Consider the following 11,294-nt stretch of genomic DNA (forward strand, 5'->3'; position numbering starts at 1 on the left):
TCCCGAAACAGGTTCGGGAGGAATCGCTAACGCTGTTGTTTTGCAGCCGTGTGACAGTCGATGTAGTTCGGCCGACATATCAAGGTCTTCGCTGCGTCATCGATGCGTCACGACGGCGTCACGGGCGGCGTCGATGACAGGCTCACCCCCAATCATCGCGCACGAGAATCCCATGGCTGCGAAACTGCTGACGGTCGCGCCGACCGTCGATCCGACCGCCAAGCTGCACGACGTCACCCTCGGCGCCTATTGCGAAGTCGGCGCCCGCACCATCCTGAACGAAGTGGCGATGGGCGATTACTCTTACGTCGTCAACGACTCGCAGATCACCTACACCAGCATCGGCAAGTTCTGCTCGATCGCGGCGATGACCCGGATCAACCCCGGCAATCACCCGATGCAGCGCGCCACCCAGGCGCACTTCACCTACCGCGCCAGTACTTATTTCGAGGGCGAGAGCGACGACGCCGAGTTTTTCGCCTGGCGCCGCTCGCATCATGTCGAGATCGGCCACGACGTCTGGATCGGTCACGGCGCCATCGTGCTGCCGGGCCGTAACATCGGTACCGGCGCGGTGGTTGCGGCAGGCGCGATCGTCACCCGGGACGTGCCGGCCTACACCATCGTGGCCGGCAATCCGGCGCGGCCGATCCGCCGCCGTTTCTCCGAGCAACAGGCGGAGCGTCTGGTCGCGCTGGCGTGGTGGAATTGGGGCCACGAAGCGTTGCGCACCGCGCTGCCCGACTTCCGGAAATTGTCAGTGGACGAATTCCTCGACCGATATGAAGGTGCGGCCGAAGTGCAGCCATCGGACCGAGAGCCGGCGGCAGAACAGCAGGTGATGGGATGAGCGAGATCGCGATCGAAGGCGGCCGGACCCTGGTCGGCGACGAGATTGCCGAGGCATCGTTGCAGCTCGCTGGCGGCGCCATCGCGGCGGTCGGCTCCACGAGCGGCAATGCGGCGATCCGGATCGATGCCCGCGGGCTGCTGGTGCTGCCCGGCATCGTCGATCTGCACGGCGACGCCTTCGAGCGGCAGATGATGCCGCGGCCCGGCGTCGACTTTCCGATCGACGTGGCGCTGATCGACAGCGACCGCCAGGCGATCGCCAACGGCCTGACCACGGTCTTTCACGCCGTCACCTGGTCGTGGGAGCCCGGCCTGCGCAGCGCCGACAACGCCCGCCGGATGCTGGATGCGATCGATCTGACCAAGCCGCGGCTTTCCGCCGACACCCGCATTCATCTGCGCCACGAGACCTTCAATCTCGATGCGGTCGACGAGATCGCGCAGTGGATCGCTGATCGCCGCGTCGATCTGTTCGCCTTCAACGATCACATGGACACGACGCTGGCGAACCTCGCCAAGCCGCAGAAGCGCAACCGGATGGTCGAGCGTACTGGCCTATCCGACGATGAATTCGACCGGCTGGTCGAGCGCGTCGCGGCGCGCGGCGACGAAGTGCCACAGGCGAACCGGCGCCTCGCCGCCATCGCCCGCGAGGTGTCGATGCCGATGCTGTCGCACGACGACGATACCCCGGCGATACGGCAGGGTTATCGCGATCTCGGCGTCGGCATTGCCGAGTTCCCCACCACCGAGGAGACCGCGCGCGATGCGGCGCTGCACGGCGATTTCATCGTGTTCGGTTCGCCGAACGTGGTGCGCGGCGGCAGCCATACCGGCTGGACCAAAGCGGCCGATATGATCGCCAAGGGACTATGCTCGGTACTGGCCTCCGACTACTACTATCCGGCGCCGTTGCTCGCGGCGTTCCGCCTGGTGCATGACGGCATCCTTCCGCTGGAGCAGGCCTGGAAGCTGATCTCGGAAAACCCCGCCCGCGCCGCAGGTCTCGCCGAGCGCGGCACGATCGCGAGCGGCCAGCGCGCTGACGTTCTGCTGGTCGATGATCGGGTCGCGTTGCGGCCGCGGATCGTCGCTGTGATCGCCGGCGGCCGGCTGGTGCATGTCGACGATCCGGAGCGCTTCGTGATCACGCGCAAACTGCCGCACCCGGCTGGCGTTGCCGCCTGATCTGACGTTATCATCATCGGCGATGTCGAACTTTCCACGCTACGCGATTTACTACCTGCCCGCCGCGGGCAGCGCTCTTGCGCAGTTCGGGGCGACGATGCTCGGTTACGATGTCGTCTCCGGCGAAGACGTGCCGTTCGCCGCGCCGACCGCGGCGATCGAAGACTGGCGAGACATCACCGCAGACCCACGCGGCTACGGCTTTCACGCCACCCTGAAGGCGCCGTTCGGGTTGATCGGCGGCCGCAGCGAGAGCGACCTGCTGTGGGCCTGTGCGACCTTTGCCGAAACGCCACGGGCGATTCCGCAGATTGCCCCGGTAATCAGGCCGATCGGTGGGTTCATCGCGCTGGTGCCGGAAGTGCCGTCCGAGTCGCTGCAGCAGCTCGCGGCCGATTGCGTTCGCGATTTCGATGAATTTCGGGCGCCGCTGTCGGCGGAGGATCGCGCCCGGCGCAAGCCGGAACGGTTGACGCCCGAGCAGGTCGGCTATCTCGATCGCTGGGGCTACCCTTATGTGATGGACGAGTTCCGGTTTCACATGACGCTGACCGGTTCGCTCGATCCGGCTCGCCACGACGAATTGTTGGCGCTGCTGCGGAGACAATTCGCGGCCGCGGGCATCGACCGGATTGCAATCGATCGGATCGCTGTGCTGCGCCAGGACGCGCGCGGGGCCCGGTTCAAGAGTATCGCGCAGTTCGAATTGCGCAGCGCCGATTATTAGCGCTCGAGAACGGAGCCGAGCCACTCGCTGACCGCCTCCGGCATGGCGGTGACCCGGCCGGGCCAGGGATCGGTGGCGAAGCCGACATGTCCGCCTTCATCGGGTTGCCAGAGCGTCACCATCGTGCCGACGTCGTCCGGTGTCGGCAGCGAGGCGGCCGGCACGAACGGATCGTTGCGCGCGTTCACGACCAAAGCCGGGATCTTGATCTGGTGCAGATGCGGCTTGGATGAGGCACGGGTCCAGTAGTCATCGACACCCGCAAAGCCGTGCAGCGGCGCCGTGAAGGCATCGTCGAATTCACGCAAAGTCGTTGCCCGTTGCACGCGGTCGCGATCGAACAGCCCCGGATGCTGCTGCCATTTCGCGAGCGCGTTCGGAATCATCGTGCGCAGGAAATGCCGGGTATAGATCAGGCGGTTGACGCCGCTATCGATCGCGGCGCCGGCGGCCACGAGATCCAGCGGGGCTGAGACCGCCGCCACTGCGCGCGCGATCTCTGCGGCACCACTTCCGGCTTCCTCCGCCCAGCGCAACAGCGCGTTGCCGCCGAGCGAGACGCCGGCGGCGAGCACCGGCGCATCGGCGCGGTCGCGAATTCGCGCCAGCAGCCAGCCGACTTCCTGGAAGTCGCCGGAGTGATACGAGCGCGGCGCCAGATTGAGTTCGCCCGAGCAGCCGCGAAAGTGCGGAATCGACAGCCGCCAGCCGCGCGCGAGCGCGCCCTGCGCAAATGCGATCGCGTAGCGGCTCGCCGACGATCCTTCGAGGCCGTGAAACAGCACCAGCCAAGGCGTATGGTCGGGCCCGGGTAGGTGGTCGATGTCGATGAAGTCGCCGTCTGGCGCCCGCCAGCGTTCGCGGACGAGCTTGATGGCTTGCGAGGCCCGTGGCTGCGCGAACAGCGTCGGCCAGATGGTTTGCATATGGCCGCCGGGCAACCACCACGGTGCGCGATAGGATCGTAGATCAGTCATGTCGAGCAGAATCGAAGGAGGGACAAACACACACAGGTCGGACGAGTGTGACGCACCTATCCACTGGGACGGTGGCCACTGCAACCGAGCGCGTCAACATCGCATTAGCTTTGCATTTGCAACTAACGTTTGCGACGGCCGGATATGTCGCAGTTGTTGTCGGGTCGGCATCGCCCTAAGCTGGCCTCCATAACGACAAGCGATCGGAGCCGAAGCAGCCGGGATCGCTCCTATGAGGAAATCGCCATGAAGGTCGCCGACCCAGCTCCCTTCCGCAATCTGTCGCCCGACGAGTTGGAATGGCTCGCCGCCGCCGAATGGGCGCAGGCCGAAGCTCTCAGCGATGCGCCCAAGGGGCTGGTGATGCAGTCCGCCACCGAGATGCACGCGCGCGCCAAGCTGAAGCGCATGCTGCTCAGCCAGGTCCCGACCAAGCACTAGCCGGCGACGTCGTCTGCGGGCTTGACCGGCTGGAGACGGCGGACGCACACCGGTCGTGATGACCTCCGCACCGCATCCTGCCTGCCCGTCAGGTCCCGGCGCCTATGTGGTGGCGATCGCAATCGCCGCGCCGCTCGCGATCCGGCTCGGCGCCGCTGCGTCGCCGTTACTTCGGCCGGGGCGCTACCTGTATTGCGGCTCGGCCTATGGGCCAGGTGGCCTGCCCGCTCGGCTCGGACGGCATTTCCGCAAGGACAAAACGATCCGCTGGCATGTCGATCAGTTGACGACGGCCGGCGAGGTGCTGGGCGCCTGGGCGATTGCGGGCGGCGACGAGTGCGAGCTGGTCGCGCGGCTGGGATTTCTGCCGGTGCCGATCGAAGGCTTCGGCGCCACGGATTGCGCCCACTGCCACAGCCATCTGCTGCGTTGGCCGTCGCGCGTCGCTGCCCGTAAAGTCCGCACGGCGCTCGCCGGAGACGACGCGGCGCCGGTGTGGTTGCGGGGCGATTCTACGCCCCGGTCTCGCGCCTGATCCAGCCGAGATATTTCTCCGCGCCGGCGGTGACTGAGAGCTGGATGATCTCCGGGGTGTCGTAGGAGTGCAGCGAGGTGATCAGGTCGCGCAAGGCGGCGAACTTCGTCGGCAGGGTTTTGAACAGCAGCAGTTGCTCGGCGTCGCTGGTGATCTTGCCGTCCCACCAATAATGGCTGGTGATGGCCTGGATTTGGACACAGGCGGCGAGCCGGGCTTCGAGCGTTGCGACTGCCAAGCGTTCCGCTTCCTCCTTATTCGGCGCCGTCACCATCACCACGCAGGCCTCGCCCTGATCCATCGCGTCGCTCCTTGGCTTCGATTTGATCCGACGCGTTGCAGGCCGCGCCGGTTGTTTGCTAGGCGCAACTGGTTCCCAGTCAGCTTCGGAAGCTCCGTCATGCCGATTTACGGCTTCGTCTGCAACAAATGCGGTCACCAGTTCGAGACGTTGCTGTTCTCCGGTGAATCCGCGGTGTGCCCGTCCTGCGAGAGCACCAGCCTCGAGCAGCAATTGTCGCTGATCGCCAAGCCCGCCAAGGGCGGGCCGGAGGCTCCGATGTGCGACGGCAAGGGTGGCTGCGGCGGCTGTTGCATGCCGGACGTCTGCGCCTAGCCGGCCAGCGGCTCCCCACTCGGGACGCCGTGTTTGCCGGAAGGAACGATCCTGCGCTTCAGGTCGTTTGCACGCCGACGAGCAACCCTCCGAGGCATGCCAGACATGACGCAGATCACCCGTACCTTCGACAGCGCCACACAGGCCAAGGCCGCAGTTGCCGAACTCAAGCAGCGCGGCTTCAACCGGGTCGAACTGGTCGAGGTGCCCGATCGCCGCGGTCCGAGCGGCGGCGGGACCGTGGTCCGGGTCGAGCCGCCGTTCGGGTCGGCGCTCGTCGCCAGCGGCATTCTCGAACGGCACGGCGGCAAAGAGGCAGGTGCGACGAGCACCGCTGGCTCTACGGCGCCGGCCCTCGCGCAGCCGGCGAGGACTGAAGCCCAGCCGGTCCCCGATCCTGCGGCGCAGGCATTCAAGTCGGCGCCAGCGGCATCACCGGCGCGGCCGGCCCAACCTCAGGCTCGGCGCGAGGAGTTGCGCAGCGGTCCGCGGACCGTGTCGGAATGGCTCGGGATTCCGCTGCTGATCAATTCCAACACCTTCTTTTCCGGTTTTCCGCTGCTGTTGAGGCCGTCCCGCAAGGCGCCGGCGGCTAAGCCGGAATAATCGGCGAATTTGTCGCCGGCCCCGAGCCGCGCATGAGCTTCCGTCGCCCGTTTCGGCTTGCTAGCATCGCGTCGCCTCGCCGCCCGGCGGGGACCACGACATCAGCGACCCGATGACGTGCGCTGCGCGCCAGCCGGCGTGCGCGCCCGCATGCGGCAGGAGTGCAGGCCATGAAGCTCACCAGTCCCGACATCGCCGAAGGCGCAACGATCGCCCACGAGCAATTGTTCAACAGCTTCGGCTGCACCGGCGCCAACGTCTCGCCGGCGCTGAGCTGGAGCGACGCGCCCGCCGGCACCAAGAGCTTCGCGGTGACGATGTACGATCCCGATGCGCCGACCGGCAGCGGCTGGTGGCATTGGGTGGTGTTCAACATTCCGGCCACGACGACGTCGCTGCCGAAGGGCGCGGGCGATATCGCGAAGGGGTTGATGCCCGAAGGCACGATCCAGGGCCTGACGGATTTCGGCGTGCCCGGTTACGGCGGCCCGTGCCCGCCGCCGGGCGACAAGCCGCACCGCTATCAGATCACGGTATTCGCGGTCGACGTCGAAAAGCTGCCGAACGCTGGCGCCACCGCGATGCCGGCGCTGGTCGGCTTCGATCTCAACTTCCACACCCTGGCGAAGACGACGATCACCGGACTGTTCGGGCGTTAAGCCCGAGCAGATGCCATCCTGTTCGCTGCTGATGCCGGATTGGTCCGGTTATCAGCAACGACGGAAGTGAAGCGTAAAGGCCAGGACGACCGAGACCGCGCCGGTCGTCTTGAAGGCGCTGTGATCAGTTGCTGGCTTCTGAGCTTCGGCTTGACGAGCTGCGCGTGATCGCGGCGGCCGGTCCGCTCGAAAGGCAGGGAATCTGGCGCCATGATCCGTCGGGTGCGCGTTCGTAGGAGCTGCATCCCGACGCCGTCGCTGCGGCCTCGCCGGCGTTGCGCTGATCCTGCTGACCGCGCGCCAGCGCCGGTGCGGCAGATAGGCTCGACGCGACCAGCGCGCCGGCAAACAAAGCGGTCGTCCAAAGGTTGGTAGTTCGCATGTCCGGTCCTCCGTTATCGGAAACGCGGACGGAGTCCTGACGCGCGAATGTGACGATTTCTTGCAAATTGCGGCTCTCGCCGCGATCTTGCCTTAACGATCAACAAACAGCGCGGGCACTCAGTGCGCCCGCGCACCGATGGAACTCAGCGCGACAGCACAATGCGGCCTGCGGTGGTGCGGTCCTGCCAGTGATGGCGCACCAGTTCCGGGTCGACGTGGTGTTCCACCGGCCAGCCGACGCACAGATAGGCGATGAACTTCCAGGTCGCCGGCACGTCGAGCTCGGTGGTGATCGCCTCTGGATCAAGGATCGATACCCAGCCGACTCCGAGGCCGAGCGTCCGCGCGGCGAGCCAGAACGTCTCGATCATCGCCACGACGGAGTAATCGAGCGCTTCGGGCATGGTCTGGCGCCCGACACCGAGACCCTGCGCCGTCTCGCGGTCGCAGAACAGCGCGAACTGCCGCGGCGCGACGTCGATGCCTTCGAGTTTGAGTTTGGCGTACAGCGCCGCACGGTCGCCCTGATACGCGCTCGCCGCCACCTCATTGCAGCGCAGGAAGTTGGCGCGGATCCGCGCCCGCGTCTCGGCCGAGTCGACGCTGATCCAGCGCCACGGCTGGCTGTTGCCGACCGACGGGGCGAGCTGGGCGAGGTCGAGGAGCTGATCGATCAGCTCCGGCGCAACCGGATCGGTCCTGAAGCGGCGGACGTCGCGCCGCCACGCGATCAGCTCGGCGAACTTCTCCCGAAACGCTTCGTCGAACACCGGCGGGTTGGCGTTGGCGGCTGCGATCTCGGCCGGATCGGTCATCGCCGCCATCTTGTTCAGCACCGTACTCACAGCTTGCCCGCCAGCACGTCGGCGAGATCGGCGACGTCGGTGAGCAGCCGCGAGGCCGCGCGCACCAGCGGCACGGCAAGGATCGCGCCGGTGCCTTCGCCGAGCCGCAGCCGCAGATCGAGCAGCGGCGCGGCGTCCATTGCCTGCAGCGCGAGGTCGTGGCCGCGCTCGGCCGAGCGATGGGCGAATACGCAATAATCGCGGGCTTCCGGCGCCAGCCGCACCGCGACCAGCGCCGCGGCCGTGGCGATGAAGCCATCGACGATTACCGGCCGGCGCTGCGATGCGGCGCCCAGCACCGCGCCGGCCATCATGGCAATCTCCAGTCCGCCGAATTCGGCCAGCACCTCCAGCGGTGCGGTGGCGGGGCTGCGCATCGCCGCCTTTTCGATCGCCGCCTTCTTCTTGGCCATGCCGTCGGCATCCTGGCCGGCGCCGATCCCGATGCTCTGGTCGAGCGGCGCCGGGCCGAGGCGGTGCAGCAGCAGCGACGACGAAGCCGTGTTGCCGATCCCCATCTCACCCAGCGCGATCACGTCCGCGCCCGCGGCGATCTCGGCGCGTGCCAGTTCGGCGCCGCGATCGAGTGCCTGGCACGTCTCCGCGACGCTCATCGCCGGCTGACGCGCCGCGTTGGCGGTTCCCATCCGCACCTTGGCGTCGATCAGATCGGGATGCTTCGGCAGATCGGCGGCGACGCCGGCGTCGATCACCCGGACGTCGACATGGTTGGCGGCTGCGAATGCGTTGGCGGTGGCCTTGCCGGCCAAATAGGTCATCACCATCGCTACCGTCACGGCGGACGGATATTGCGACACGCCTTCTTCGGTCAGGCCATGGTCCCCGGCGAACACCATCAGCACCGCATTGTCGGCGCGCGGCGGCTGCGGATGCCGCATCAAGGCCAGTTCGATGGCGAGGTCTTCGATCCGCCCGAGCGAGCCGAGCGGCTTGGCCTTGCCGTCCACCCGCGCCCGCAAGGTTGCTTTCAGCGACGGGTCGACCGGGGTGATCGACGGCGGCTGCCAGGTGACGAGGGTTTCGGTCGGCATCGGATGGTCCTTTGGTTCGGCAAGGCGCGCAACTGAGGCAAACGCGCAAGCCCGGTCAACACCACCTTCGCGTTGTTGACCCGCAACAGCGTCGCAGCTAGCGTGCCCGACGATGGTCCTTCCGCAAGGAAGGTGAAAAGGGAAGCCGGTGGGAGACGCGGTGCGTCTCGATCCCGGAGCTGCCCCCGCAACTGTAAGCGACGAGCCATCGCCGAGGCCACTGGGAATTCCTGGGAAGGCGGCGAATGGCGGCGACTCGCGAGCCAGGAGACCTGCCATCGCGTATTGTGCTTTGAAGGGTCGTCGGGGCGGGGTGCACCGGACGGAAGCAGTGCGGACGGCAAAGGCCTCTCCCGCGCGTTCCGACAAAGCTCGATAGCTGACCCGATGATTCGAGCCCGATGGATTCCGAGCCCCCTGCCGATGTGAGCGCCGATCCGCCGCGCATGCTGCCTGGCGCGCCGGTGATGGTCAGCGTCTGCACCACCTGCAAGACGATCGACGGCGTCGCCGTCGGTGCGCCGATGCTGGAAGCCGTCCGCGCCGCGCTGGCCGGCGCCGGCGCGGTGCAGGTGCGCGCCGTGCAGTGCCTGTCCGCATGCAAGCGTGCCGCCACCGTCGCGGTGTCGAGCGAAGGCGGCTACACCTTCGTGTTCGGCGATCTCGATGGCGCCGGCGGCGCTGACGCTGTGGCGGCGTTCGTGGCCTCCTATCAGGACAGTCACTACGGTCTGGTGCCGTGGCGGCAGCGCCCGGAAGTCCTGCGCAAGGGCACCGTCGTCCGCCTGCCGCCGCCGCAATGGTCTCCCGACGATGGGCGGGCGCCGGCATGAGCGCGCTGATCTCCACCCTGGTGCTGGGCGGCGCGCGCTCCGGCAAATCGGTGTTCGGCGAACGGCTGGTCGCCGAGAGCGGCTTGGCTAGGATCTATCTCGCGACCGCCACCGCCAGCGACGACGAGATGTCCGATCGCATTGCCCACCATCGCGCCCGCCGCGGCGACGGCTGGACCACGATCGAGGAGCCGCTCGGCTTGGTCGATGCGCTGACCCAGCACGCCGGCCGCGGCCGCGCCGTGCTGGTCGATTGCCTGACGCTGTGGCTGTTCAACCTGATGGAAGCCGGCCGCGATCCCGAGGTCGAAGCAAGGCGACTGGCGCGTTATCTCGGCGTCGCCGCCGGTCCGATCGTGCTCGTCTCCAACGAAGTCGGCCTCGGCCTGGTGCCGGAGACGCCGCTCGGCCGCGCCTTCCGCGACGCGCAAGGCCGCCTCAATCAGACCATCGCCGCCGCCGTGCCCAACGTCGCCTTCATCGCCGCCGGCCTGCCGCTGTGGCTGAAACGCCAAACAGGAGAGTAGTTCATGACCGCCCGCGTTCCCGTCACGGTGCTCACCGGTTTTCTCGGCGCCGGCAAGACCACGCTGCTGCGCGCGCTGCTCAATCAGTCGAGCGGCCGCCGCATCGCGGTGATCGTCAATGAATTCGGCGATGCCGGTTTCGACGGCTCGCTGGTCGAGGATTGCGGCGCGTCGGTGTGCGCGCCGGGCGACATCGTCGAACTCACCAACGGCTGCATCTGCTGCACGGTCGCTGACGACTTCATCCCGACGATGGAAAAGTTGTTGAACCGCGACACGCCGCTCGACGCGATCGTGATCGAAACCTCCGGGCTCGCACTGCCGCAACCGCTGCTGAAGGCGTTCGCCTGGCCGGCGGTGAAGACCCGTGCCACCGCCGACGGCGTCGTCACGGTGGTCGACGCGCTGGCGCTGAGTGAAGGCCGGGTGCCGCTCGACGATGACGCGGTGAAGGCGCAGCGTGACGCCACGCATGACGATCCGATCGAGGAAGTGTTCGAAGATCAGCTCGCCTGCGCCGATCTGGTGGTACTGTCGAAGAGCGATCTGGTCGCGCCCGACCAGCTTGCCGCGCTCGAAGCTAAGCTGGCGAGCCGGGTGCGGCCGAACGTCCGCATCGTCCGCTCGCATGGCACGCTGGCGCCGTCGGTGCTGATTGGGCTCGATGCCGAAGCCGAGAATGATCTTGCATCCCGCGCCGGCCATCACGCCGAAGGCGAGGAGCACGATCACGACGATTTCGACTCGCTGGTGATCACCCCGCAGCCGGCGGAGACGCTGGATGCCATGAAGGCGCGGGTCGGCGATGCGCTGGGGCTCGAGGGCGTGCTGCGCGTCAAGGGCCATGCCCGTGTCGCCGGCAAGCCGGCCCCGGTCGTGGTGCAGGCGGTCGGCTCGCGCATCGATCTCGCCTTCGCCCGCCCCGATGCCGAGCGTCCCGACCATCTGGTGGTGATCGGCCTCAAAGGCTTTGACGCCGACGCCGCGCGGCGCGCGCTGGCGGGGTAGTTCATATGCCTCTCCCCGTCATTGCGAGGAGCGAAGCGACGAAG

General features: G+C 67.3%; 15 protein-coding genes and 1 riboswitch. Of the genes, 11 read left to right on the top strand and 4 right to left on the bottom strand.

What is annotated here, in order from left to right:
* The first annotated feature begins 172 nt into the window (after positions 1–172).
* From LRC39_RS03610 to LRC39_RS03620, 3 genes are read left to right on the top strand one after another with little or no spacing between them, the layout of a single operon-like run.
* Complete coding sequence (locus tag LRC39_RS03610) at positions 173–850, top strand: chloramphenicol acetyltransferase (RefSeq protein ID WP_107354182.1); 678 nt, start codon at positions 173–175, stop codon at positions 848–850.
* Positions 847–2,040: an alpha-D-ribose 1-methylphosphonate 5-triphosphate diphosphatase gene (locus LRC39_RS03615; RefSeq protein WP_346296357.1), complete on the top strand. Its 1,194-nt coding sequence runs from the start codon at positions 847–849 to the stop codon at positions 2,038–2,040. Before LRC39_RS03610 ends, LRC39_RS03615 begins: the two co-directional genes overlap by 4 nt.
* Before the next feature lie 22 nt (positions 2,041–2,062).
* Positions 2,063–2,767 carry a DUF1045 domain-containing protein gene (locus LRC39_RS03620; RefSeq protein ID WP_346296358.1) on the top strand — a complete coding sequence of 235 codons (705 nt, stop codon included), beginning with the start codon at positions 2,063–2,065 and terminating at the stop codon, positions 2,765–2,767.
* On the opposite strand, the gene LRC39_RS03625 is transcribed toward LRC39_RS03620, so the two are convergent.
* Positions 2,764–3,744: a YheT family hydrolase gene (locus LRC39_RS03625; protein WP_346296359.1), complete on the bottom strand. Its 981-nt coding sequence runs from the start codon at positions 3,742–3,744 to the stop codon at positions 2,764–2,766. The genes LRC39_RS03620 and LRC39_RS03625 overlap by 4 nt on opposite strands.
* A gap of 246 nt (positions 3,745–3,990) precedes the next feature.
* Here LRC39_RS03625 and LRC39_RS03630 point away from each other — a divergent pair, with 246 nt between their 5' ends.
* Complete coding sequence (locus LRC39_RS03630) at positions 3,991–4,185, top strand: hypothetical protein (protein WP_346296360.1); 195 nt, start codon at positions 3,991–3,993, stop codon at positions 4,183–4,185.
* Positions 4,186–4,294: 109 nt separating this feature from the next.
* Complete coding sequence (locus LRC39_RS03635; protein ID WP_346296361.1) at positions 4,295–4,720, top strand: GIY-YIG nuclease family protein; 426 nt, start codon at positions 4,295–4,297, stop codon at positions 4,718–4,720.
* Here LRC39_RS03635 and cutA read toward each other — a convergent pair.
* Positions 4,698–5,021 carry a divalent-cation tolerance protein CutA gene (cutA, locus tag LRC39_RS03640; protein WP_346296362.1) on the bottom strand — a complete coding sequence of 108 codons (324 nt, stop codon included), beginning with the start codon at positions 5,019–5,021 and terminating at the stop codon, positions 4,698–4,700. The genes LRC39_RS03635 and cutA overlap by 23 nt on opposite strands.
* Positions 5,022–5,120: 99 nt before the next feature.
* Between cutA and LRC39_RS03645 the strand changes: the two genes are divergently transcribed.
* From LRC39_RS03645 to LRC39_RS03655, 3 genes are all read left to right on the top strand, one after another.
* Positions 5,121–5,336, top strand: coding sequence for an FmdB family zinc ribbon protein (locus LRC39_RS03645; protein ID WP_107342894.1), 216 nt, complete (start codon positions 5,121–5,123; stop codon positions 5,334–5,336).
* A 33-nt stretch (positions 5,337–5,369) separates the two neighbouring features.
* Positions 5,370–5,942 carry a hypothetical protein gene (locus tag LRC39_RS03650; RefSeq protein ID WP_346296363.1) on the top strand — a complete coding sequence of 191 codons (573 nt, stop codon included), beginning with the start codon at positions 5,370–5,372 and terminating at the stop codon, positions 5,940–5,942.
* A gap of 170 nt (positions 5,943–6,112) precedes the next feature.
* Positions 6,113–6,601, top strand: coding sequence for a YbhB/YbcL family Raf kinase inhibitor-like protein (locus LRC39_RS03655; RefSeq protein ID WP_107342895.1), 489 nt, complete (start codon positions 6,113–6,115; stop codon positions 6,599–6,601).
* Between the two features lie 527 nt (positions 6,602–7,128).
* Here LRC39_RS03655 and bluB read toward each other — a convergent pair.
* A complete protein-coding gene (gene bluB, locus LRC39_RS03660; RefSeq protein ID WP_430624935.1) occupies positions 7,129–7,800 on the bottom strand; it encodes a 5,6-dimethylbenzimidazole synthase in 672 nt (223 codons plus the stop codon).
* 26 nt (positions 7,801–7,826) lie between these two features.
* On the bottom strand, positions 7,827–8,882 hold the full coding sequence (gene cobT / locus LRC39_RS03665) for a nicotinate-nucleotide--dimethylbenzimidazole phosphoribosyltransferase (protein WP_346296365.1): 1,056 nt from the start codon (positions 8,880–8,882) through the stop codon (positions 7,827–7,829).
* 96 nt (positions 8,883–8,978) lie between these two features.
* Positions 8,979–9,176: riboswitch (cobalamin riboswitch) on the top strand.
* 107 nt (positions 9,177–9,283) lie between these two features.
* Here cobT and LRC39_RS03670 point away from each other — a divergent pair.
* The 3 genes from LRC39_RS03670 to cobW are packed head-to-tail and all read left to right on the top strand — an operon-like array spanning position 9,284 to position 11,250.
* Entirely contained in the window at positions 9,284–9,715 is a 432-nt protein-coding gene (locus LRC39_RS03670) for a DUF1636 domain-containing protein (RefSeq protein WP_346296366.1), read from the top strand.
* A complete protein-coding gene (gene cobU, locus LRC39_RS03675; protein ID WP_011156281.1) occupies positions 9,712–10,242 on the top strand; it encodes a bifunctional adenosylcobinamide kinase/adenosylcobinamide-phosphate guanylyltransferase in 531 nt (176 codons plus the stop codon). Before LRC39_RS03670 ends, cobU begins: the two co-directional genes overlap by 4 nt.
* 3 nt (positions 10,243–10,245) lie before the next feature.
* Complete coding sequence (gene cobW / locus LRC39_RS03680; protein WP_346296367.1) at positions 10,246–11,250, top strand: cobalamin biosynthesis protein CobW; 1,005 nt, start codon at positions 10,246–10,248, stop codon at positions 11,248–11,250.
* Positions 11,251–11,294: the final 44 nt, after the last annotated feature.

It is taken from the genome of Rhodopseudomonas sp. P1 (assembly GCF_039642825.1).
In the GTDB taxonomy this organism is placed as follows: domain Bacteria; phylum Pseudomonadota; class Alphaproteobacteria; order Rhizobiales; family Xanthobacteraceae; genus Rhodopseudomonas; species Rhodopseudomonas palustris_H.

Bases quoted from the DNA above. Each gene is read 5' to 3' on its own strand.
- LRC39_RS03610 (WP_107354182.1), top strand. From the start codon at position 173: ATGGCTGCGAAACTGCTGACGGTCGCGCCGACCGTCGATCCGACCGCC.
- LRC39_RS03615 (WP_346296357.1), top strand. From the start codon at position 847: ATGAGCGAGATCGCGATCGAAGGCGGCCGGACCCTGGTCGGCGACGAG.
- LRC39_RS03620 (WP_346296358.1), top strand. From the start codon at position 2,063: ATGTCGAACTTTCCACGCTACGCGATTTACTACCTGCCCGCCGCGGGC.
- LRC39_RS03625 (WP_346296359.1), bottom strand. From the start codon at position 3,744: ATGACTGATCTACGATCCTATCGCGCACCGTGGTGGTTGCCCGGCGGC.
- LRC39_RS03630 (WP_346296360.1), top strand. From the start codon at position 3,991: ATGAAGGTCGCCGACCCAGCTCCCTTCCGCAATCTGTCGCCCGACGAG.
- cutA (WP_346296362.1), bottom strand. From the start codon at position 5,021: ATGGATCAGGGCGAGGCCTGCGTGGTGATGGTGACGGCGCCGAATAAG.
- LRC39_RS03645 (WP_107342894.1), top strand. From the start codon at position 5,121: ATGCCGATTTACGGCTTCGTCTGCAACAAATGCGGTCACCAGTTCGAG.
- LRC39_RS03655 (WP_107342895.1), top strand. From the start codon at position 6,113: ATGAAGCTCACCAGTCCCGACATCGCCGAAGGCGCAACGATCGCCCAC.
- bluB (WP_430624935.1), bottom strand. From the start codon at position 7,800: ATGACCGATCCGGCCGAGATCGCAGCCGCCAACGCCAACCCGCCGGTG.
- cobT (WP_346296365.1), bottom strand. From the start codon at position 8,882: ATGCCGACCGAAACCCTCGTCACCTGGCAGCCGCCGTCGATCACCCCG.
- LRC39_RS03670 (WP_346296366.1), top strand. From the start codon at position 9,284: ATGGATTCCGAGCCCCCTGCCGATGTGAGCGCCGATCCGCCGCGCATG.
- cobU (WP_011156281.1), top strand. From the start codon at position 9,712: ATGAGCGCGCTGATCTCCACCCTGGTGCTGGGCGGCGCGCGCTCCGGC.
- cobW (WP_346296367.1), top strand. From the start codon at position 10,246: ATGACCGCCCGCGTTCCCGTCACGGTGCTCACCGGTTTTCTCGGCGCC.